The 20,848-nt window shown below is 68.9% G+C and carries 18 protein-coding genes; 11 read left to right on the top strand and 7 right to left on the bottom strand.

Annotated elements, in window-relative coordinates; translation table 11 throughout:
• Nucleotides 1–21: 21 nt before the first annotated feature.
• From V7Z82_RS13475 to V7Z82_RS13465, 3 genes are read right to left on the bottom strand one after another with little or no spacing between them, the layout of a single operon-like run.
• Nucleotides 22–3,483 (bottom strand): error-prone DNA polymerase, encoded by a 3,462-nt coding sequence (locus V7Z82_RS13475; RefSeq protein ID WP_334152050.1) that lies wholly within the window; start codon nucleotides 3,481–3,483, stop codon nucleotides 22–24.
• The gene (locus V7Z82_RS13470; RefSeq protein WP_334152049.1) at nucleotides 3,483–5,021 is read right to left on the bottom strand and encodes a DNA polymerase Y family protein; all 1,539 of its coding nucleotides are present in this window, start codon (nucleotides 5,019–5,021) and stop codon (nucleotides 3,483–3,485) included. Before V7Z82_RS13470 ends, V7Z82_RS13475 begins: the two co-directional genes overlap by 1 nt.
• Nucleotides 5,018–5,827 carry a hypothetical protein gene (locus tag V7Z82_RS13465; RefSeq protein WP_334152048.1) on the bottom strand — a complete coding sequence of 270 codons (810 nt, stop codon included), beginning with the start codon at nucleotides 5,825–5,827 and terminating at the stop codon, nucleotides 5,018–5,020. Before V7Z82_RS13465 ends, V7Z82_RS13470 begins: the two co-directional genes overlap by 4 nt.
• A 134-nt stretch (nucleotides 5,828–5,961) precedes the next feature.
• Here V7Z82_RS13465 and V7Z82_RS13460 point away from each other — a divergent pair, with 134 nt between their 5' ends.
• From V7Z82_RS13460 to V7Z82_RS13450, 3 genes are read left to right on the top strand one after another with little or no spacing between them, the layout of a single operon-like run.
• A complete protein-coding gene (locus V7Z82_RS13460) occupies nucleotides 5,962–6,432 on the top strand; it encodes an A24 family peptidase (RefSeq protein ID WP_334152047.1) in 471 nt (156 codons plus the stop codon).
• A 46-nt stretch (nucleotides 6,433–6,478) separates the two neighbouring features.
• Nucleotides 6,479–6,691 (top strand): response regulator, encoded by a 213-nt coding sequence (locus V7Z82_RS13455; RefSeq protein WP_334152046.1) that lies wholly within the window; start codon nucleotides 6,479–6,481, stop codon nucleotides 6,689–6,691.
• A complete protein-coding gene (locus V7Z82_RS13450) occupies nucleotides 6,684–7,298 on the top strand; it encodes a CYTH domain-containing protein (protein ID WP_334152045.1) in 615 nt (204 codons plus the stop codon). The genes V7Z82_RS13455 and V7Z82_RS13450 overlap by 8 nt, the downstream gene beginning before the upstream one ends.
• 19 nt (nucleotides 7,299–7,317) lie before the next feature.
• On the opposite strand, the gene V7Z82_RS13445 is transcribed toward V7Z82_RS13450, so the two are convergent.
• On the bottom strand, nucleotides 7,318–7,770 hold the full coding sequence (locus V7Z82_RS13445; RefSeq protein ID WP_334152044.1) for a hypothetical protein: 453 nt from the start codon (nucleotides 7,768–7,770) through the stop codon (nucleotides 7,318–7,320).
• Between the two features lie 113 nt (nucleotides 7,771–7,883).
• Between V7Z82_RS13445 and V7Z82_RS13440 the strand changes: the two genes are divergently transcribed.
• Together V7Z82_RS13440 and V7Z82_RS13435 are read left to right on the top strand one after the other, a co-directional pair.
• On the top strand, nucleotides 7,884–9,029 hold the full coding sequence (locus V7Z82_RS13440; protein ID WP_334152043.1) for a type III polyketide synthase: 1,146 nt from the start codon (nucleotides 7,884–7,886) through the stop codon (nucleotides 9,027–9,029).
• Nucleotides 9,030–9,035: 6 nt separating this feature from the next.
• On the top strand, nucleotides 9,036–9,758 hold the full coding sequence (locus V7Z82_RS13435) for a methyltransferase domain-containing protein (RefSeq protein WP_334152042.1): 723 nt from the start codon (nucleotides 9,036–9,038) through the stop codon (nucleotides 9,756–9,758).
• 76 nt (nucleotides 9,759–9,834) lie between these two features.
• Here the strand turns inward: V7Z82_RS13435 and lpdA are convergent, their stop codons facing one another.
• Both lpdA and V7Z82_RS13425 read right to left on the bottom strand, forming a co-directional pair.
• Nucleotides 9,835–11,232, bottom strand: coding sequence for a dihydrolipoyl dehydrogenase (lpdA, locus tag V7Z82_RS13430; RefSeq protein ID WP_334152041.1), 1,398 nt, complete (start codon nucleotides 11,230–11,232; stop codon nucleotides 9,835–9,837).
• Nucleotides 11,233–11,241: 9 nt separating this feature from the next.
• Nucleotides 11,242–11,883 carry a copper resistance CopC family protein gene (locus V7Z82_RS13425; RefSeq protein WP_334152040.1) on the bottom strand — a complete coding sequence of 214 codons (642 nt, stop codon included), beginning with the start codon at nucleotides 11,881–11,883 and terminating at the stop codon, nucleotides 11,242–11,244.
• Nucleotides 11,884–11,984: 101 nt separating this feature from the next.
• Here V7Z82_RS13425 and V7Z82_RS13420 point away from each other — a divergent pair, with 101 nt between their 5' ends.
• The 3 genes from V7Z82_RS13420 (at nucleotide 11,985) to V7Z82_RS13410 (ending at nucleotide 13,801) form a co-directional block, all read left to right on the top strand.
• Nucleotides 11,985–12,470: an FHA domain-containing protein gene (locus tag V7Z82_RS13420; RefSeq protein ID WP_442927635.1), complete on the top strand. Its 486-nt coding sequence runs from the start codon at nucleotides 11,985–11,987 to the stop codon at nucleotides 12,468–12,470.
• Complete coding sequence (gene ftsR / locus V7Z82_RS13415) at nucleotides 12,470–13,156, top strand: transcriptional regulator FtsR (RefSeq protein ID WP_334152039.1); 687 nt, start codon at nucleotides 12,470–12,472, stop codon at nucleotides 13,154–13,156. The genes V7Z82_RS13420 and ftsR overlap by 1 nt, the downstream gene beginning before the upstream one ends.
• A 99-nt stretch (nucleotides 13,157–13,255) precedes the next feature.
• Nucleotides 13,256–13,801, top strand: a complete 546-nt coding sequence (locus V7Z82_RS13410) for a MerR family transcriptional regulator (RefSeq protein WP_045279938.1) — start codon at nucleotides 13,256–13,258, stop codon at nucleotides 13,799–13,801.
• 78 nt (nucleotides 13,802–13,879) lie between these two features.
• Here V7Z82_RS13410 and V7Z82_RS13405 read toward each other — a convergent pair whose 3' ends face one another.
• Complete coding sequence (locus V7Z82_RS13405; protein WP_045280814.1) at nucleotides 13,880–14,692, bottom strand: ParA family protein; 813 nt, start codon at nucleotides 14,690–14,692, stop codon at nucleotides 13,880–13,882.
• 93 nt (nucleotides 14,693–14,785) lie between these two features.
• Between V7Z82_RS13405 and V7Z82_RS13400 the strand changes: the two genes are divergently transcribed.
• The 3 genes from V7Z82_RS13400 to V7Z82_RS13390 are packed head-to-tail and all read left to right on the top strand — an operon-like array spanning nucleotide 14,786 to nucleotide 20,778.
• Nucleotides 14,786–18,193 (top strand): pyruvate carboxylase, encoded by a 3,408-nt coding sequence (locus tag V7Z82_RS13400; protein WP_334152038.1) that lies wholly within the window; start codon nucleotides 14,786–14,788, stop codon nucleotides 18,191–18,193.
• A 24-nt stretch (nucleotides 18,194–18,217) separates the two neighbouring features.
• Nucleotides 18,218–20,287: a MinD/ParA family ATP-binding protein gene (locus tag V7Z82_RS13395; protein ID WP_334152037.1), complete on the top strand. Its 2,070-nt coding sequence runs from the start codon at nucleotides 18,218–18,220 to the stop codon at nucleotides 20,285–20,287.
• Nucleotides 20,287–20,778, top strand: coding sequence for a peptide deformylase (locus V7Z82_RS13390; protein WP_334152036.1), 492 nt, complete (start codon nucleotides 20,287–20,289; stop codon nucleotides 20,776–20,778). Before V7Z82_RS13395 ends, V7Z82_RS13390 begins: the two co-directional genes overlap by 1 nt.
• Nucleotides 20,779–20,848 lie beyond the last annotated feature (70 nt).

Genomic DNA, 20,848 nt, shown 5'->3' with positions numbered 1-20,848 from the left:
CCCGTTCGTCGGAAGTCCCGTTCATCGGAAGTCCCGCGACCGGTGCGCGAGGCCGGTGCGCAGATCCTCGAAGGCATCGGCGAGCACATTCACGACGCCCTCGGTCGAGCGCTCCAGAATGCCGCGGACGATGAGTGCAGGAGAATCCCTGGCGATACGGCGGTACCGGTTCCACACTCCGGCCGAGCAGACGATGTTGACGAGTCCGTTCTCATCCTCGAGGTTCACGAAGGTGATGCCGGACGCGGTCGCCGGTCGCTGACGGTGCGTGACGAGACCGGCGACCGCGATGCGCCGGCCGGACTCGTGCGCCTGCAGATCGACGGAGGTCAGCACCCCGCGTTCCTGCAGCGCGCTGCGGAAGTGCGTCATCGGGTGATCGTCGGTCGAGACCCCGGTCGACCAGAGATCGGCGGAGAGCCGCTCGTAGCTGGTCTGATCCGCGAACAGCGGAGGCTGCACGGCGACGGTGGTGCCCGGGAGGAACCGCGCTCGATCCTCGGCGGCGGCACCGGCGAGCCAGATCGCCTCGCGTCGCTCCAGCCCGAGCGACTCGAACGCTCCGGCGGTGGCCAGTGACTCGAGCTGCGCCGCGGTGGCATCCGTGCGTCTGACCAGGTCGTGCAGGTCGCGGTAGAGACCGTTCGCCTCCCGCTCTGCGACGATCCGCTCGGCCATCGGGGCACCGATCCCGCGGATGCCGCCGAGTCCGAGCCGCACGGCATGCGTCCCGTCTCGGCGATGTGCCGCTGACTCGTCCGGAGCATCCCGGTCGAAGCGCCGCACCGCGGGCTGGGGATCGGCGAGGCAGGCATCGATACCGGTCGGCGCGGTGGACGGGGAGTCCGGGTCGAGCGGCTCCAGGGTCTCGGTCGCCCCTGAGGCGTGCAGGTCAGGGCGGCGCACCTCCACGCCATGGCGCCTCGCGTCGGCGGTGAGCGTCGCGCCGGAGTAGAAGCCCATCGGCTGCGAACGCAGGAGTCCGGCGAGGAAGGCTGCCGGATAGTGCAGCTTCACCCAGGAGCTGGCATAGACGAGCAGGGCGAACGACAGGGAGTGCGACTCTGCGAAGCCGAAGTTCGCGAATGCCTGGATCTGCGCGTAGATGCGGTCGGCGGCGTCGCCGACGAGCCCCCGCCTCGCCATCCCCGCGTAGAGCTTCGCCTTGACCTTCTCGATCTTCTCGAGCCCGCGCTTGGATCCCATGGCGCGGCGCAGCAGGTCGCCCTCGTCGGCGGTGCAGTCGCCGACGGCCATCGCCATCTGGATGAGCTGCTCCTGGAAGATCGGAACCCCCAGGGTGCGCTCCAGGATGTCCTGCAGATCGCTGTGCGGGTAGGGGATGGGGAACTCCACCGGCTCCTCGCCGCGCGCCACGCGCTCGAGGTTCTCCTCGTCGACCTTGTCCTTCGCGATCTTCCGCCGTACGAACGGATGCACGGCCCCACCCTGGATGGGCCCGGGGCGGATCAGCGCGATCTGGATCGTGAGGTCGTAGAAGCTCCGTGGCTGCAGGCGGGGGAGCAGCCCGATCTGGGCGCGGGACTCCACCTGGAACACCCCGATCGAATCGGCGCGACAGAGCATGTCGAAGACGGCCGGCTCCTCTTTGGGGATGCTCTCCAGCGTCCATTCCTCGCCGGTGGCGTCGCGGATGATGTCGAAGCAGTGCTGCAGCGCTGCCAGCATCCCGAGTCCCAGCAGGTCGAACTTCACCAGGCCCATGAAGGCGGCGTCGTCCTTGTCCCACTGGATGACGGTGCGGTCCTCCATGCGGGCGTGCTCGACCGGCACGACCTCGCCGACCGGACGCGCGGTCAGCACCATGCCCCCGGAGTGGATGCCGAGATGCCGAGGTGCCTTCAGCAGCTCACCCGCATACTCGAGCACGTTCTCGGGGATGTCGTGCTCGTCGGCGATCTCGAGGCCGGCGCTCCAGCCGTCGACCTGGCGGGACCAGGCATCCTGCTGTCCCGGCGAGTACCCGAGCGCCCTGGCCATGTCCCGCACGGCGTTCTTCGGGCGGTACTGGATGACATTCGCGACCTGTGCCGCACGCTGCCTCCCGTACTTCGCGTACACCCACTGGATGATCTCCTCGCGTCGTCGGGAGTCGAAGTCCACGTCGATGTCGGGCTCCTCCTGCCGGGTGGTCGCGAGGAAGCGCTCGAAGGGGAGTCGGTAGAGGATCGGGTCGACCGCGGTGATGCCCAGCAGGTAGCAGACAGCGCTCGCCGCAGCGGACCCACGACCCTGGCAGAGGATGCCGCGCCGCCGAGCCTCCGCGACGATGCCGTGCACGATGAGGAAGTACCCGGGGAAGTCCTTCTCCTCGATCACGTCGAGCTCTCGCCCGATGCGATGCCGGCCCTCGTCGTCGAGGCGGGGGTACTTCGTCGGCACGGCGTCCCAGACGAGGGTGCGCAGCCAGCTCATGGGCGTGTGCCCCTCCGGCACCTCCTGCCGCGGCAGGTCAGGGCGGGCTCTCCGAAGGGGGAAGGCGGATGCCGCGGCCAGCTCGAGTCCATGGGAGATCGCCCCGGGGTATCGCCGGAAGCGGGCGGTCATCTCGGCGCCGCTGCGCAGATGCGCGCCGCCATGGGAGGGGAGCCAGCCGTCGAGGTCGTCCATGCTGCGGACAGCGCGCACTGCGGCCACTGCCTCGGCGAGGGGCGCGCGAGCGGGGGTCGCGTAGTGCACATTGTTCGTCGCCACCACCGGGAGGCGCAGCTGTGCGGCGAGCTCGGCCAGGGTGTCGTTGCGACGAGTGTCCTGCGGGTCGCCGTGATCGATCAGCTCGACCGCGACGTGATCCGCGCCGAACAGATCGACCAGGTGTCGCAGCGGTGTCTCGGGGTCGCCGAGCTCCAGCCCGCGCCGGACGCTGCCCTTGCGGCAGCCGGTGAGGATCGTCCAGTGGCCGCCGGCGCTCGCCGCGAGCTCGTCGAGATCGTAGACGGGGCGACCCTTCTCGGCGCCCCGCAGCTGCGCCGTCGTGATCGCGCCGGAGAGACGGTGGTACCCCTCCATCCCACCGGCGAGCACGAGCAGATGATCGCCCAGCGGATCGGGATTGCCGCGTTGCGGAGCCGGAAGCTCGAGTGACAGCTCGGCGCCGTAGACGGTCTGCACCCGTGCGTCCATGAGCTCGGCGAGCTCGGCGAAGCGCGCTGCGCCGTAGAAGCCGTCGTGGTCCGTGAGGGCGAGCGCCGTGAGCCCGAGGCGCTCCGCCTCGGAGAGCAGATCCTCCGGAGAGGAGGCACCGTCGAGGAAGGAGTACGAGGAGTGCGCGTGCAGCTCGGCGTAGGGGACCGCGTCGTCCGGGCGGACGGTCGGGGGCGGTGTCCGCTTCCGGCGCCGGCTGATCGGCCCCTCATCGACACGGGCGCCTCGAGGCTCGGCGACGGCCGGACTCGGGGAGTCCTCTCCGGTGAGGGTTCGCTCGAGCTCACGCCAGGTCTGCGGTGGGTTGTGCCAGCCCATCAGCGATACCTCCCCTCGACCCACCAGCGCTCGCCGGTGCAGAAGACCAGCCAGGCGCGATCCCGGTCGTCGACGATCTGCAGCCGATGTCCTCGCTTGCCGCCGCCGGACGTCCAGCGATGCTCATGGATGGGCCAGGGGCCCGCCCACCCCTGCACCCGGCTGCCGTCGATGCGCGCAGGAACGGAGGTGAGCGCCCCGCGGTCGTCGATGCTGATGGTGGCGCCGTCCGCAGCATCCACTGCGATCCGCCGCGGCGGGCGGAAGACCTCGGCCGGCAGAGGATCGGGCAGACTCCCCGGCCATGGACGCTCAGGATCCCGCGGTGGGACGGTGCGCTCTCCCCAGGGGGTGAGCACCTGCCGGTCGGCGAGCCAGCGGCCACCGGAGACCGCAGCGGTGACCACGCCCTGATGCCCCAGCATGGTCTGCACGCGAGAGACGGCATGGTGCAGGCGCTCATCGGTGCCGGAGCCGAACAGCCCCGGCTGATGGTGGGCTGCGTCGTCGACCGCGGAGGGGACGATGCGCACTGCGGCGATGCCGCCGAAGGCTCTTGCCTCGTCGACCGGCTCCTTCGCGTTCCGCGCAGCCAGAGCCTCCAGCTGCCAGCGCACGCGGTCGACGAGATCGCTCGCGTCGAAGCAGGTCGGATGCAGCCACGTGCGTGAGTACACCTCGCCGTTGTCATCGGTCAGGTCGATTCTCACCTCGGTGCAGACCACAGATGCCTCGCCCAACGCGAGCAGCACGGCATCCGCTGTCTGCCGGATGGCGAAGGCGACCTGATCTGCACCGGCCAGCGGCGTCTCGAACTCGACGTTCCGCACCAGCTCCGGATCGGGAGGGCGAGGGACGACGGGTTGGGAATCCGCCCCCGCCGCGAGGGCGTGCAGCCGCGCTCCGCGCTCGCCGAAGCGATCTCGCACCTCCAGTGCCGGCAGCGCGGTGAACTCGCCGAGCGTCCGCACCCCGAGCCGCACGAGGAGATCGGGGAGCTGCTCGTCACGCAGCACCTGCACCGGGTACGGCGCCAGGAACTCCTTCGAGCCGCCGGCGGGCACCACGGTGCGGGGACGGGGAGCGCGCGCCGCGATCTCCGCCGTGAACGGGCCGTCTGCGACGCCGATGCGCACCTCGGGGAATCCGCCTTCGGTCAGGATCGCGGCGAGGGCGTCTGCGGCCTCCGCCTCACCGCCGTGATAGCGGGAGATGCCCCTGGCGCGCAGCACGGCCAGCCCAGGGCGCAGCAGCGCGGCCCCAGGCGCATGCTTCTCGATGAGCTGCAGCACCGGCAGGAATGAGCGCTCGTCGCGGGACGGATCGTGGGGGAGCACCTGCAGCGAGGAGAGATGGCCCTGTGCGACACGGCGGCGCTGCCCTGCGCGAACGCCGTGCGCGCGCGCAGAGGCGGTGCACGCCATGACCGTGTTCGCCTGCACCAGCGCGGTCGGCGGATACGGGGGAGCGCCACCGAGGGCGGCGCGCAGCGGCCAGTCGGGGAACCACAGGACGAGGACGCGCAGCGGGTCGTTCATCCTGCCTCCGCCCAGAAGGAGAGCTCGGCGCTCGCAGCATCGTCGCGAGGGGGCGGGGTGGCTGAGAAGGCGGGCAGTGCGGTGATCCCGGCACTGCGCTCCCTGGTGCCCCGATCGGACGAGGCCGCCTCGACGAGTCCGCTGCGTCCTGGCAGCTGCACCCGCACGCTCGAGGGCATCGGGGCGTGCCGCGTCCGGGCGGTCACTGTGACGGTGCAGTCGGAGAGCAGCCCCCACCCGGTGCCGAGACCGTGCCACTGCGGATCATGGATACGGATCGACCCCTCGCTCTGCGGCCAGGCATCGGTGAAGCTCTCGGCGACCAGCAATGTGCAGCCGCGGTCGCGCAGGCGGGCGCTGAGTCGGGAGACGTCGGCGTCTCGGGCGCGAGAGCCCGGATGCACGACGATCAGCGGCACGACCTCGGCGAGGGCGGAGGTCGCCGCGAGCCAGCGTTCGGCAGGGTCGGGAACGAGGATCAGCCGGGAGAGGTCGATGCCGAAGGCCGCCGCCGCCTCGACACCCAGGGTCGGCATGCCGACCACGGCGCACCAGTGCCCCTTCTTGGAAGCGGCACTGAGCAGCGCCAGCACCAGGGCCGGGGAAGGGGAGACCGTGTAGGCGGTGCCGGTCTGCAGTCCCTCCTCCGGCAGCAGGGAGGTGAAGGCCGGATCGAGCGGAAGGAGCGAATGCTCGCTGCGCCGCCGCTGCATCCGGCTGATCTCACGGCGCAGTCGAAGCACCTCTCCGGCGCGGAAGTCGCCTGTCGGAGAGAGCGCGGTCACCGCATCGAGCCCGATCCCCATTCGTCCATCCTCGAAGATATGTTCTAGTAAAGCAAGTGGAGATGCTCACGGTAATTCGTACATCCGACATCGCGATCGGCATCGTTGTCCACAGGCCTTTCGGGAGGTGCCGCCGGACCTCCTAGCCTGCGGTGATGGATCCGAGGGACTGGCTCGTCGTCATCGTGCATCTCGTGCTGTCGGGGATCGGCGGATGGCTGCTCGTCATCGACGCCCGAACGCATCGACTGCCGAACCGGATCGTGCTGCCGACCCTCGCGGCACTGCTCGTGCTCGTGGTCGCCGATACCATCGCGACAGGGCAGATGCAGGCGCTCGTCAGGGCGCTCCTGGGGATGCTGATCCTCGGCGGCTTCTACGCGGGACTGCGTCTGCTCAGCCGCGCGGGGATGGGCGGGGGAGACGTGAAGCTCGCCGCCGTGATCGGACTGGTCCTCGGCTGGCACGGATGGCAGGCGCTGGCGGTCGGCGCGGCATCCGCCTTCGTGCTCGGAGCGCTCTATGCGGCGATCCTGATGCTCCTGCGGCGGGCAGACGCCTCCACCCGCATCGCGTTCGGACCGTGGATGATCGTCGGCGCCACGCTCGGCATCCTGCTCGCCTGAACACCGCCCTCAGGTCATGTCGGAGGGACAGGACTAGGGTGGGCTCATGGCACTCGCACGACTTCACGGCGGCCCGCTCGACGGGCAGATCATCCCTCTGGGCGACGCTGACGACAAGCTGATCGTCCCTTACAGCGAGACGCAGGTGGTGTACCACCGCCGCGGCGAAGAGCAGAACACCGGTGAGTCCGACGGGCCCACCGAGATCGATTACTGGTTCGACGAGTCCCTCGAGGACATCTCCCCGTCGGATGACTGAACCCTCTCGAACGGTCGAGGTCGAGCGCAAGTACGACGTCGACGATGTGACGCCGCTCCCCGTGTGGGATGGCGTTCCCGGAGTCGAGTCGGTCTCCACGGGTGAGGCACGCGCGCTGGACGCGCAGTACTTCGACACCGCCGGGGGAACGCTCGCCCGTTCGGGCGTGGCACTGCGACGACGCACCGGCGGCCCGGACGAGGGCTGGCACGTGAAGGGGCCCCGAGAGGGCGACGGTCGGCTCGAGCTCGGCTGGCCGCTCGGCGAGGGCGCCGGCCTTCCGGATGCCGTCGCGGCCACGATCGCGCGGTGGACGACTGATCCGCTGACCCCGCTCGCCCGCATCGAGAACGATCGCACCGCCTACCTGCTCACCGGCCCCGATGGAGTCGTGGCCGAGTTCGTCGACGATCGGGTCCGTGCGACGGATCTGCGTGCCGACGTGCAGCGCGAATGGCGCGAGTGGGAGATGGAGCTCGGTCCCGCCGCTCCCGCCGACCCCGCTGGTCGTCAGGCCTTCTTCGATGCGGTGGAGCGTGCGGTGCACGCAGCAGGTGGGCGCGACTCGGCATCCGGCTCCAAGCTCGCACGCGCCCTGGGCGTCTGACCGGAGTACGGGCTTCGCTTCAGACCCGCTTGCGGTTCGCGATCAGGTCGGAGAGCCGCTGCACATCGGCAGGATCCGCATCCCGCGCGAGGGCGACGTAGTGGTCCATGACGGCCGGCCGGTAGCGCACGGGCATCGTCTGTCCTGGAACGAGCCGGACGAGCTCGGTGATCGTGAGATCTTCGTCGGCGATCCCGCGGAACGCGATGCCGTCGGCGGTCTCCACATCGAGCATCAGGACGACGCGCGGACTGCCGTCGTTACTGACCTCCCGCCAGTCGACGAGAACACCGAGCGCAAGTGCCCCCGCACGCAGCTCCGCATTGCGTCTGCGTGCATCGCCGCTCAGGAGCGGGTTCGGGGCGACGCCAGGGAAATCGGGTCCGACGCCGAGCGATTCCCGAGTCAGGTCGGGCCTGAGCTGCTCCATCAGCTCGTTGAGGCCGATCTTCTTCTTCTTCGAACCGAACATCCTGCCCCTCCCGAAGCCGCTGTCGGGCGACTCGCCCTCACCGCGAGTGTATGGGAAGCCGACACGGCGCAAGCCCCTTCCCTCGATGGGTTCAGGGGTGCTTGAGTGACATCATGAGTCGCCCTGCCGTGCTGAGATCACTCCAGACGATCGTTCCCCACACGGTGCTGCGGCAGGAGAAGGTCCGTGACATCTTCGGCTCGCAGCCCGATCTCGGTCGGCTGGCGAAGCGCATCGTCTCCGCGTCGTTCAACGGCTCGGGCATCGACACGCGACATACCGTGATCGAGGAGCTGTCGCTCGACTCCGAGGCCTCGGATCCGGTCTTCTTCGACCGACGATCAGGTGCGCTCCTGTCGCCGAGCACGAAGACACGCAACGAGGTCTTCATCCGCGATGCCTCGCGGCTCTTCGTGGATGCGGCGCGCGCGGTGATCGATGCGGACCCGGAGATCACGGCATCCGACATCACGCACGTGATCACGGTCTCGTGCACCGGCTCGTTCGCGCCCGGGCCGGACTATGCGATCGTGCGCGCTCTCGGAATCCCAGACAGCGCGCAGCGCTACCACTTCGGATTCATGGGCTGCTACGCCTCGATGCCGGCGCTCCGCGCTGCGAGCCAGTTCTGCGCAGCTGACCAGGATGCCGTGGTCCTCATCGTCAGCGTCGAGCTGTGCACCCTGCATCTGCGCTCCTCGGAAGACCCGGACACGATCGTCGCCTCGTCCCTCTTCGCCGACGGTGCTGCCGCTGCCCTCGTGTCCGCGCGCGACCTGCCCCGAACAGGCCCTGGGCTGCGGCTCGACGGATTCCACACCGCGATCGCACCGGAGGGGGAGAAGGACATGGCGTGGACGATCGGCGACCACGGGTTCGAGATGATCCTGTCGACCGCCGTGCCGCAGATCATCGGCGAGACGATCATCGGTGCCATCCGCCCCCTGTACGCGCGGGAGGATGACCTCTCGGCGGCGTTCGATGCCGGCACTGTGGGGGAGCAGGTGGCGCACTGGGCGATCCACCCCGGCGGACGCAGCATCCTCGACCGCGTGCAGGACCGATTGCACCTCAGCGATGCGCAGCTGCACCCTGCCCGCGAGGTGCTCCGCGAGAACGGCAACATGTCGAGCGCCACGGTCTTCTTCGTGCTGCAGCACATCCTCCAGCACGGCGCTGAGCCAGGCGACCGCGTGGCAGCCATGGCGTTCGGTCCTGGTCTCACCGCCGAGAGCGCACTCCTGACGGTCGAGGCGTAGGGACGCATGCTGCCCGATCTCTCCGCCAGGGCGGTCGACCTGCGCGAGCTCATGGACGAGCCCGATGCGGACCTGCGGATGCTGGAGCACACCTACCGCCGATTCCGCGTCGTGAATGCGATCGTCTCCCGACCGGGCGCGCTGTACCGTCGTGACATCCGCCCGCGTGCGCGTGCCGGACGAGTGCGCATCCTCGACGTCGGTGCCGGCGGCGGCGATCTGTGCCGCGCGCTGGCGGCCTTTCTGCGACGGGATGGACTCTCCGCCGAGATCACCGCGCTCGACCCCGACGAGCGGGCGATGAGCTGGGCTGCCGCGCACGACAGCGGCGCCGGTGTGCACTATCGCTGCGCTGCGACCGACGACCTGGTGGCGGCCGGGGAGACCTTCGATGTCGTGCTCTCCAATCATCTGCTCCACCACCTCACGGCCGAGCAGCTGTCGGCGGTGCTCTCCGACACCCGGCAACTCGTGTCGGCGACCGGGCTCGTGGCGCACCACGACATCGCGCGGAGCAGGGGAGCCTACGGACTGTTCGCCGCAGGGACACTGCCGTTCGCCCGGAACGTCCTGGCCGGCTCCTTCATCCGCATCGACGGGCTGTTGAGCATCCGTCGCTCCTACACGGCTGCGGAACTGCGAGCGCAGGCGCCCGAGGGGTGGACCGTGCGATCGGGGTTCCCTGCCCGTCTCCAGCTGCGATGGGAGGGCGCGCCCGCCAGCACGTGAGATCACGACCGTGCCACGCGCACGAAGGCCCGGTCCGCGTTGCGCGGGACCGGGCCTTCGTGGATTCAGCTGGTGATCAGAAGTTGATCATGTGGCCGGCGAGGCCGTGGAAGCCCTCCTGGAGCGCCTCCGACAGCGTCGGGTGCGTGTGCACGTTGCGGGCCAGCTCGAGCGCCGTGAGGTCCCACTTCTGGGCCAGCGTCAGCTCGGGCAGCAGCTCCGACACGTCGGGGCCGATCATGTGGGCGCCGATGAGCTCGAGGTGCTCCGCATCGGCGATGAGCTTGACGAAGCCGACGGGCTCACCGAGACCGTGCGCCTTGCCGTTCGCCATGAACGGGAAGGAGACGACCTTGATCTCGCGACCCTCGTCCTTCGCCTGCTGCTCGGTGAGACCGAACGATGCGACCTGCGGCGAGCAGAACGTCGCACGAGGCATCATGCGGTAGTCGCCCAGCGTCTGGGTCTCGGCACCGCCGATGGTCTCGGCTGCGACGACGGCCTGCGCCTCGGCGACGTGGGCGAGCTGCAGCTTGGCCGTGACATCGCCGATCGCGTAGATGCCCTCGACGTTGGTGCGCATGTGGTCGTCGATGTCGATCGCACCGCGCTCGGTGAGCTTCACGCCGGTCTTGTCGAGACCGAAGCCCTCGATGTTCGGGGCGAAGCCGACCGACATGAGCACCTTGTCGGCCTCGATCGAGCTCTGCTGGCCGTCCTTGCCGGTGTAGGTGACGGTGACCGAGGAGCCGTTGTCGACGACCGTCTCCACCTTGGTGGAGGTCAGGATGTCGACGCCGTAGTTCTTGTACTGCTTCGTGATCTCCTTCGACACGTCGGCGTCCTCGTTGGGGAGCGCGCGGTCGAGGAACTCGATGATGGTGACCTTGACGCCGTAGTTCGTCATGACATAGGCGAACTCCATGCCGATGGCCCCTGCGCCGACGATCACGATCGACTTCGGCAGCTCACGGCTCATGATCTGCTCTTCGTACGTCACGACGTTGTCGCTGAGCTCGACACCCGGGAGCAGACGCACCCGGGAGCCGGTGGCGATGATGGCGTTGTCGAACGTGACCTCTTCGGTCGAGCCGTCGGACTTGGCGACCGAGATCGCCTTCGGGCCGGTGAAGGTGCCGCGGCCGTCGTACTCGGTGACCTTGTTCTTCTTCATCAGGAAGTGGATGCCCTTGACACGGCCGTCGGCCACGACGCGGCTGCGATCGAACGCCTTGCCGTAGTCGATCGTGAACTCACCCGAGATGCCGAAGAAGTCGGCCTTGTGGTTCAGCGTGTGCGCGAGCTCCGCGTTCTTCAGGAGGGCCTTGGAGGGGATGCAGCCCACGTTGAGGCAGACACCACCCCAGTACTTCTCCTCGATGATTGCGGTGGACAGGCCGAGCTGCGCGCTGCGAACCGCAGCGACGTATCCACCAGGACCTGCACCGAGGATGACGACGTCGTAATGAGGCATGGGTTAAGCCTATCGCTCCGAGGGGGCGTCGGAATCGGTCGAGGTGTCGTTCCTCCTGGCGCGAACGGTGAACCAGACCATCAGTGCCGCGATGACCGCGATGCCACCGATCGACAGCGCCCAGATCCATCCGGATGCTCCGGACGAGGCATCCGATTCCGGTGCGGGCGTGGTCGTCGCCGCCGGCGTGCTGCTCGCCTCCGTCGTGGGCGCTGCCGTGGCGGTCGGGGTGGCCGTGGGCGTCGTGACGGTGCTGGTGCTGACGGTGAAGAAGAACTCGTCGGAGGTCGGGTGCCCGTCGCTGGACACGACCTTCCAGATCACGTGATACGCGCCGGCCGGAGCCTCGGCGAGCAGCGGCTGCGTCACCACTCCTCCATCGACGGTGGCTGCACCGTCGATGACCGAGTTGCCGGCGGCGTCGGTCACCACGACCTCGGTCGCGCCTTCCCCCGTGATGAGATCGGCGCTGAAGGTGAGCGTGAGTTCGGTCGGCAGCGTCTCGACCGTGCTGTCCGCCTCCGGCGACGACGCGATCAATCCGTCGTGGGCCGACGCGGCCAATGGGGAGAAGAGCACCAGGAACGCCGCGAGCAGGCTCGTGGCGAGGGCGATCGGGACGACGGGGAGGCGACGGGCTTCGGTCTGCACGCACTCAGCCTACGGATAACCCATATGCGATCTCTGAGTGTGAGGCCAGGCCTCCCGTCACTGCCTCCGCATCCGTTAGTCTGGAAAGTCAGGAGGACAAAGTGACAGACACCGAAGGCCGATCGGCCGGGGACGCCGCGATTCATCGTCCAGGCGAGCAACGACACGACGTGACACAGACGTTCGGACACGATTCGGACCTGTCCTTCGTGCCGTTCGGCGTGGAGCTCACCGACGTCGAGCAGTCCGCGATCGCGGCGCTGCCGTCGGGATCGGCGCTGCTGCTCGTCCGCTCCGGCGCACTCGCCGGCGCCCGCTACCTCCTCGACACCGACGTGACGACCGTCGGACGCCACCCCGAAGCCGACATCTTCTTCGACGACGTGACCGTGTCGCGTCGTCACGCTGAGATCACCCGAAGCGGCACGACGTTCGAGATCATCGATCAGCGTTCCCTGAACGGCACCTACGCGAACGGCGAGCGAGTCGATCGCAGCGTGCTGATCGACGGCTCGGAGCTGCGCGTCGGCAAGTTCCGTCTGAACTTCTTCGCATCTCCGCTCGATCGACCGGCGACGAACGCCTGATGGCGGCTTCCCCCGCCCGTGAACGCTCAGCGTCCACGGGGCTTCTGAGCATCGGTCAGGTGCTGGCGAGACTCACGCCGGACTTTCCTGATCTGACGTCCAGCAAGCTCCGTTTTCTCGAAGTGCAGGGGATCGTCACACCGTCACGCACGGAGTCCGGCTACCGGAAGTTCTCGGCATCCGACATCGAGCGGTTGCGCGTCGGACTCACGCTCCAGCGCGATCACTATCTGCCGCTGAGCGTCATCCGCGAGCAGCTCGACGAGGCCGCAGAACGCGGCGAGTCCGCATCGCTGCTGCCGCCGCCGTCGATCACCCCCGCTCCCCGGCGGTACCGCCGGGACGAGCTGCTCGCCGCGGCGGGCGCCGGACCTCAGCTGCTCAACGACGCGATCAGCACCGGCGTCATCGTGGCGCAGGAGAGCTACCCCGAGACCGTGCTCACGCTGCTGCGCGGACTCGTCGCGCTCGACCGCCACGGCATCGAGCCGCGGCACCTCAGGTCGCTCCGTCAGGGGGCGGAGCGGGAGGTCGCGCTCATCGAGTCCGCGATGTCGGCGCTGCTGCGCCGGACCGACACCGCATCCAGGGCGAAGGCCAGCGAACTGGCCCCGGAACTGGTCGGGAAGATCGATGAAGTGCGCTCGCTCTTCATCAAGGATGCGCTTTCGCGGATCCTTTCGTAACGAACTGATTGCGACACACCTTCGTGCTCGCACAGATGTCATTGATGCTGTCGGGGCACTGCTCTAGCGTGGAGTTAACCGTTCCAGGGAGGACTTCAGATGAATGCGGATGAGCTCGGGGGAGACCCTCAGTTCGTGACCGAACTCCTCTTCACCGACGGTCTGCCGGCGATGGATGACGAGGTCGGCTACCGTGGTGCGGTCGCCGCTCGTGCCGCCGGCATCACGTACCGTCAGCTGGACTACTGGGCTCGCACCGAGCTGGTGGAGCCCACCGTCCGCGGCGCGAGCGGCTCCGGCTCGCAGCGCCTGTACGGCTTCCGCGACATCCTCGTGCTCAAGCTGGTCAAGAGCCTGCTCGACACGGGCATCTCGCTGCAGCAGATCCGCACCGCGGTCGAGGAGCTCCGCCGTGCGGGCATCCGTGATCTGGCGGGCACGACGCTCATGAGCGACGGCGCCTCGGTCTACCTGTGCACTTCGAACGACGAGGTCATCGACCTGGTCAGCCGCGGCCAGGGCGTCTTCGGCATCGCGGTTGGCAAGGTCCTGCGTGAGGTCGAGTCCACGCTCGTCGAGTTCGACGCCACGGCACCCGATCCTGTCGACGAGCTGTCGGCACGCCGTACCAAGCGCTCCGCCTGACGCCACGGGCACCAACACCTCACGAAGAACGGCCACCCTCGATGTCGAGAGTGGCCGTTTCACTGTGCGCGTGGATGATCAGTTCTGGGCGCCGACCTCCGGGACGGCGATGCGTCCGGTGCGGATGATGCGGTCGAGCAGCTGATCGAAGTCTGCGGCGAGCTCCTGAGCGGAGTCGCCGGGCCAGATGTGCAGCGGCTTGGCGGCGCCCTGCGCCTGCTGCAACGAGGTGCGCTCCGGAAGCTGGGGTGCGAGCACGAGCGGACCGAACATGTCGCGCAGCTCCTTGATGCGGAACTGGTGCTCGATCGACTGCGGGCGGACGCGGTTCACCACGATGCCGAGCGGCTGCAGACGAGGCGAGAGTCCTCGGCGGATCTCCTCGATCGCGCGGAGCGCGCGGTCAGCGGCGGCGACCGAGAACAGGCCCGGTTCGGTGACGACCATGACGCGGTCGCTGGCGGCCCAGGCCGTGCGGGTCAGTGCGTTGAGCGAGGGAGCGCAGTCGACGAGCACGAGGTCGTAGTCGGCCTCCACCGCGGCGAGGGCTTCTTCGAGCTTCCACACGTCACGCACGCTCGGGTGCGGGCCGTCGAAGTTGATGGCCGACGGGCTGCCGATGAGGACATCGATGGTGCCGGGGTGCACCTTCGCCCATCCGCTGGAGGTGATCGCCTGTCGGACGACCTTCTCCTTCGGGTTCGCCAAGACATCGGCGATGTTGAGGCGGCCGGCGACCTGGATGTCCATGCCGGTCGACACGTCGGATTGCGGGTCGAGGTCGACGACGAGGGTACGGACACCCCTGGCGAAGGCCGCTGAGGCCAAGCCGAGGGTCACCGTGGTCTTGCCGACGCCTCCCTTGAGGGAGCTGACGCTGAGTACGTGCACGGACTCCACGTTACCTTCCTCTAGGCTGAGGGAACACTCAGCCCCGCCCCATGTGCGTCGAATGCGCCGCACATCGAGCTTTCAGAGGTGTGCATGTTCAAGAAGATCCTTGTGGCCAACCGCGGCGAGATCGCGATCCGTGCCTTCCGTGCCGCATTCGAGGTCGGTGCGAAGACGGTGGCCGTCTTCCCGTACGAGGACCGGGGCTCGATGCACCGGCTCAAGGCGGACGAGGCCTATGAGATCGGCGAGCGGGGGCATCCGGTCCGCGCCTACCTGAGCGTGGACGAGATCATCCGCGTCGCACGAGAGGCCGGCGCAGACGCGATCTACCCGGGCTACGGCTTCCTCTCGGAGAACCCGGACCTCGCAGAGCAGGCGGCGGCGAACGGGATCGTCTTCATCGGTCCTCCGGCGAACGTCCTCGAGATGGCAGGCAACAAGGTCGAGGCCAAGCGCCACGCTGTCGAGGCCGGCGTCCCCGTGCTGCGGTCGACCGAAGCATCCGACGACGTCGAGGCGCTCGTCGCCCAGGCGCAGGACATCGGCTTCCCGCTGTTCGCGAAGGCAGTCGCCGGCGGCGGCGGTCGAGGAATGCGTCGAGTCGAGACCGCTGACGAGCTCGCACCGGCCCTCGCCGAGGCGATGCGCGAGGCCGCCAGTGCCTTCGGCGATGCGCGGATGTTCCTCGAGCAGGCCGTCGTGCGGCCGCGACACATCGAGGTGCAGATCCTCGCCGACAAGACCGGCGAGACCGTGCACCTGTTCGAGCGGGACTGCTCGGTGCAGCGGCGTCATCAGAAGGTCGTCGAGATCGCTCCTGCCCCCAACCTCGACGACAGCGTGCGCAGCGCGTTGCACGGCTACGCGGTCGCGTTCGCACGCTCGATCGGCTACGAGAACGCGGGCACGGTCGAGTTCCTGCTGGAGACGGCGGGGGAGCGCACCGGCGAGGTCGTGTTCATCGAGATGAACCCGCGCATCCAGGTCGAGCACACCGTGACCGAGGAGGTCACGGATGTCGACCTCGTGCAGAGCCAGATGCGCATCGCCGCCGGCCAGACGCTCGCCGAGCTCGGCCTGCAGCAGCAGAATCTGCATCTGCGCGGAGCGGCCCTGCAGTGCCGCATCACGACCGAGGATCCGACGCAGGGCTTCCGGCCCGACACCGGGAAGATCACCACGTACCGCTCGCCCGGTGGGGCAGGCATCCGTCTCGACGGCGGCACCGTGCATCAGGGTGCACAGATCAGCCCGCACTTCGACTCGATGCTCTCGAAGCTCACCTGCCGCGGTCGCGACTTCCCGGCGGCCGTCGCCCGTGCTCGCAGAGCGCTGGCGGAGTTCCGCATCCGCGGCGTCTCCACGAACATCCCGTTCCTGCAGGCGCTGCTCGAGGACGAGGCGTTCATCGCCGGCGATGTGAGCACCTCGTTCATCGACGAGCGCCCTGATCTGCTGCGGGGACGCGTATCGAAGGATCGCGGCACCAAGATCCTGAACTGGCTCGTCGACGTCACGGTGAACAAGCCGCACGGCGCGCACCCCGGTTCGGTCGACCCCCGCACCAAGCTGCCGACGGTCGACCTCACCGCCGAGCCCGTCCCCGGGTCCCGACAGCGCCTGCTCGAGCTCGGACCTGAGGGATTCGCCCGCAGCCTCCGAGAGCAGACCGCGCTGGCGATCACCGACACCACCTTCCGCGATGCCCACCAGTCGCTGCTCGCGACACGGGTGCGCACGAAGGATCTCGTCGCCGCCGCCCCGTACATCTCCCAGCTGACGCCAGGACTGCTCTCGGTCGAGGCCTGGGGCGGGGCGACGTACGACGTCGCGTTGCGCTTCCTCGGCGAAGATCCGTGGGAGCGGCTCGACAAGCTCAGGGCGGCGCTCCCGAACGTCGCGATCCAGATGCTGCTGCGCGGGCGCAACACGGTCGGCTACACGCCGTACCCGACGGCGGTCACCGACGCCTTCGTCGCCGAGGCCGCAGCGAGCGGCGTCGACATCTTCCGCATCTTCGACGCGCTGAACGATGTCGAGCAGATGCGACCGGCGATCGAGGCGGTGCGCCGCACGGGGACCGCCGTCGCCGAGGTCGCCCTCTGCTACACCGGCGACCTGCTCGACCCCGCTGAGGATCTGTACACGCTGGACTACTACCTGGCTCTCGCGGATCGGATCGTCGAGGCCGGCGCGCACATCATCGCGATCAAGGACATGGCGGGGCTCCTCCGGCCGGCTGCTGCGGCGAAGCTCGTCGCGGCGCTGCGGGAGCGCTTCGATCTGCCGGTGCACCTGCACACGCACGACACCGCCGGCGGCCAGCTGGCGACGCTCCTCGCCGCAAGCGCGGTCGGCGTCGACGCGGTCGATGCGGCATCCGCTCCATTGTCCGGCACGACCAGCCAGCCGTCGCTCTCCGCACTCGTCGCAGCGCTCGCGCACACCGAGCGGGACAGCGGCCTCGACCTCGACAACGTCTCGGACCTCGAACCGTACTGGGAGGCGGTCCGTCTCCAGTACGCGCCGTTCGAGTCCGGACTTCCCGGACCCACGGGTCGCGTGTACCACCACGAGATCCCGGGCGGACAGCTGTCGAACCTGCGCCAGCAGGCCAAGGCGCTGGGGCTGGCGGACGACTTCGAGCTCATCGAGGACATGTACGCCGCTGCCGACCGCATCCTCGGCCGTGTGCCGAAGGTCACGCCGTCGTCGAAGGTGGTCGGCGATCTCGCCCTGCACCTCGCGGCGGTGAAGGCCGACCCTGCGGACTTCGAGGCGAACCCGGAGAAGTACGACATCCCTGACTCGGTCGTCGGGTTCATGGCCGGCGAACTCGGCGAACTGCCCGGTGGATGGCCGGAGCCGTTCCGCACGAAGGTGCTCGCCGGCAGGACCGTGCGCACCGGACTCACCGACATCAGCGCAGCGGACGAGGCAGCACTCGCTGGCGAGAGCCAGGAGCGCCGCGCGCGCCTGAACACGCTGCTCTTCCCTGCGCCGATGCGCGAGTTCTCGCAGATGCGCGAGCTGTTCGGCGACCTGTCGGTGCTCGACACCGGCGACTACCTCTACGGGCTGGTCGCCGGCCAGGAGCATCTGATCGAGATCGACCGCGGAGTGCAGCTCTTCATCGGACTCGAGGCGATCGGAGACGCGGACGACAAGGGCATGCGCACCGTCATGACGACGCTGAACGGGCAGCTGCGTCCGGTCTTCGTGCGTGACCGCTCCATCTCGGTCGATGCGCACGAGGTCGAGAAGGCGGACACCTCCGTTCCCGGTCAGGTGGCGGCCCCGTTCTCGGGTGTCGTGACCGTGAAGTCGGAGGTCGGCAGCACTGTTCGAGCAGGAGAACCGGTCGCGTCGATCGAGGCCATGAAGATGGAGGCGGCGATCACGGCCCCCGTCGACGGCGTCATCGAGCGGCTCGCGATCTCGGCCACGCAGCAGGTCGAGGCCGGAGACCTTTTGCTCGTCATCCGCCCAGCGCACTAATCTTGGGCGGGCGAGGGTCGCGCAGTGCGCACCCGAGACCCCGCACAGGCTTGGAGCGACATCGTGATCTCGAAGAACAACGAAGAACCCCGCGAGGAGGACTCGCTGGGGGTGCTCGATGACACCGCATCCATCGATACGACTGCCATCGGCATCCTCAGCGGGACCGCGCAGGTCAGCGTCACCCTTCCGCAGGAGGAGGACGACGACCTCGCCGACGACGGAGTGCTCGACGGGGAGGTCATCGTCGACCTGATCGTCGACGAGGCCCCGCTCGAGGTCGTGACACCGGTCCCTGCCGCGAAGCCGGCCGCGATCTCGGTCACCGTGCCCGTGGTGACCGAGGACCAGGTCGAGCCGGTCGATGCAGAGGCGGCGGACGTCGAGCCCATCGTGAAGCCGGTCATGGCGCCCACCGTGAAGCCGAAGTCGAAGCACAAGAAGAAGAAGTCCGCGCTCGCGTCTGCTCCGGCCGTGGAGCCTGCAGCAGCCGAAGAGGCTGCCGTGCACGCGGAGCTGGAGGAGGATGCCGCTGAGTCGACGCTGTCCACCGCAGCGCCCGCGCAGGACGAGAGCATCGACGATGCCGTGCTCGTCGAAGAGGACCGACTCCAGGAGCCTGTGGTGATCGAGGCGACCTGGATGCCCGAAGCCGCGGTCGTGGACACCGACGCGAGCGCAGAGGATGTGGCGGGCGCGGATGCCGAGGAGCAGCGCGCGGCTGAGGAAGCGCGTGTGGCTGAGGAAGCGCGTGTGGCTGAGGAAGCGCGTGTGGCTGAGGAAGCGCGTGCGGCTGAGGAGCAGCGTGCCGCGGAGGAGCAGCGCGCGGCGGAGGAGCAGCGCGCCGCAGCCGAACAGCGTGCAGCCGAACAGCGTGCAGCCGAACAGCGTGCCGCCGAACAGCAGCGTGCTGCTGACGACGCGCGAGCTGCGGCCGAGCAGCGGTCCGCTGCCGAGTTCCTCGCCAGAGCGAAGGCCGATGCTGTCGTCGAGCCGGTCGAGCAGCCAGCATCCGGCGCCGAGGTGCCGAGCGAGAAGGAGATCAGTGTCGTGACCACACCCCCGCAGAAGGCGGTGGTGACGCGTGCCTCCGCGCGCGCCGACGTCACCCTCACCTCGAAGCGACTCGACGAACTGAGCGAGTCCGGCAGGGAGAGCGCCGACCTGCTCACGGCCGATCGCCTGCTCGACCCGCATCGACTGACGAAGCCGGAGCCGGAGGGGGCGTGGAGTCACTTCCTCTACACGATCTCGGGACGCCGCATCAACATCGGCGACGGACGCCGCGCCAAAGACCGCAAGGCACTGTCGGCTCGCATCGCCGCGCCCCTCGTCGGTGGCGCCCGCTTCGTCCCGGTGCTGTCGCGCAAGGGCGGCGTCGGCAAGACCACGATCACCGCACTGCTCGGCATGGCCCTCGCCGATGCGCGAGACGACCGCGTGATCGCGGTCGATGCCAATCCGGATCGCGGCACGCTCGCCGACCGCGTCGTGCGTCCGAACCACACCAAGTCCGTGCGCGATCTCGTGCGCATCCACGACGAGGTGCGCGGATACCACGACATCTCCGCCATCGTCGCCCGCGACGCCACGCGGCTGGACGTGCTCGCCTCCGACCCGGATCCGCGCATCGCCGAGGCCTTCAGCGACAGCGACTACCGGGATGTCGCCGGGGTCGCCGCGCACTACTACTCGCTCGTGTTGACAGACACCGGTACCGGCATCGTGCATTCCGTGATGTCGGCGACGCTCGACCTCGCCGATCAGATCGTGATCGTGTCCGGCCTCAGCGTCGATGAGGCGCGGCTGGCATCGGAGACGCTCACGTGGCTCGAGACCAACGGCTATGAGGAGCAGGCGCGGGAGGCGGTCGTGGTGCTGAACCAGTCGACGCCAGGCGCGCCACTGGTGCGCCTGAACGAGCTGCAGTCGCACTTCGCGACCAGGGCGAAGCATGTCGTGCGGATGCCGTACGACGCGCAGATCGCCGGCGGCGGCACGATCGTGTTCGCGCACCTGCAGCCGGAGACCCGCGCAGCAGCACGTGAGCTCGCGGCGCTGCTGGTCGAGGGCCTGCGGGCGAAGGCCGCCTGATGACGGTTCGCGAGATCCGGATCTTCGGCGACCCCGTGCTGCGCACCGTGTGCGCCCCGATCGACGAGATCGATGACGGCGTCCGCGCACTCGTCGCGGATCTGATCGAGACCGTCGAGCTGCCCGGCCGGGCGGGCGTGGCCGCTCCGCAGATCGGCGTCGCGGTGCGTGCCTTCAGCTACAACATCGATGGCGACATCGGCTACGTGCTCAACCCGGTGCTCACCGAGGTGCGCGGCGAGCCGGTGCCGACCGGCGAGGGGTGTCTGTCGGTGCCCGGCCTGTGGCACGATGCGCTGCGGCATCCGTGGGCGCGTGTCGAGGGCATCGACCTCGACGGTCAGCCGGTCGTGCTCGAAGGGGAGGGGCTGCTCGCCCAGGCGCTCCAGCATGAGACCGACCATCTCGACGGCAAGCTGTACCTGTCACGTCTCGATGCCGACACCCGTCGCACCGCGATGCGCGAAGTGCGCGAGAGCGCCTGGTTCTGAGCGCCCCGCTCCGCCCCGCTCAGCCCCGCTTCCGCCGACCGGCCCCCTTTCACGCGAACGGCCCCCTTGT

This window comes from Microbacterium sp. (genome assembly GCF_036823965.1).
Lineage (GTDB): Bacteria > Actinomycetota > Actinomycetes > Actinomycetales > Microbacteriaceae > Microbacterium.
The sequence above is the reverse complement of the archived record's forward strand: the minus strand, read 5'-3'. Positions and strand labels throughout refer to the sequence as shown.

What these genes read in the sequence shown, in the direction of transcription:
- V7Z82_RS13475 (WP_334152050.1), bottom strand. Translation starts at nt 3,483, where the DNA reads ATGGGCTGGCACAACCCACCGCAGACCTGGCGTGAGCTCGAGCGAACC.
- V7Z82_RS13470 (WP_334152049.1), bottom strand. Translation starts at nt 5,021, where the DNA reads ATGAACGACCCGCTGCGCGTCCTCGTCCTGTGGTTCCCCGACTGGCCG.
- V7Z82_RS13465 (WP_334152048.1), bottom strand. Translation starts at nt 5,827, where the DNA reads ATGGGGATCGGGCTCGATGCGGTGACCGCGCTCTCTCCGACAGGCGAC.
- V7Z82_RS13460 (WP_334152047.1), top strand. Translation starts at nt 5,962, where the DNA reads ATGGATCCGAGGGACTGGCTCGTCGTCATCGTGCATCTCGTGCTGTCG.
- V7Z82_RS13455 (WP_334152046.1), top strand. Translation starts at nt 6,479, where the DNA reads ATGGCACTCGCACGACTTCACGGCGGCCCGCTCGACGGGCAGATCATC.
- V7Z82_RS13450 (WP_334152045.1), top strand. Translation starts at nt 6,684, where the DNA reads ATGACTGAACCCTCTCGAACGGTCGAGGTCGAGCGCAAGTACGACGTC.
- V7Z82_RS13445 (WP_334152044.1), bottom strand. Translation starts at nt 7,770, where the DNA reads ATGTTCGGTTCGAAGAAGAAGAAGATCGGCCTCAACGAGCTGATGGAG.
- V7Z82_RS13440 (WP_334152043.1), top strand. Translation starts at nt 7,884, where the DNA reads ATGAGTCGCCCTGCCGTGCTGAGATCACTCCAGACGATCGTTCCCCAC.
- V7Z82_RS13435 (WP_334152042.1), top strand. Translation starts at nt 9,036, where the DNA reads ATGCTGCCCGATCTCTCCGCCAGGGCGGTCGACCTGCGCGAGCTCATG.
- lpdA (WP_334152041.1), bottom strand. Translation starts at nt 11,232, where the DNA reads ATGCCTCATTACGACGTCGTCATCCTCGGTGCAGGTCCTGGTGGATAC.
- ftsR (WP_334152039.1), top strand. Translation starts at nt 12,470, where the DNA reads ATGGCGGCTTCCCCCGCCCGTGAACGCTCAGCGTCCACGGGGCTTCTG.
- V7Z82_RS13410 (WP_045279938.1), top strand. Translation starts at nt 13,256, where the DNA reads ATGAATGCGGATGAGCTCGGGGGAGACCCTCAGTTCGTGACCGAACTC.
- V7Z82_RS13400 (WP_334152038.1), top strand. Translation starts at nt 14,786, where the DNA reads ATGTTCAAGAAGATCCTTGTGGCCAACCGCGGCGAGATCGCGATCCGT.
- V7Z82_RS13390 (WP_334152036.1), top strand. Translation starts at nt 20,287, where the DNA reads ATGACGGTTCGCGAGATCCGGATCTTCGGCGACCCCGTGCTGCGCACC.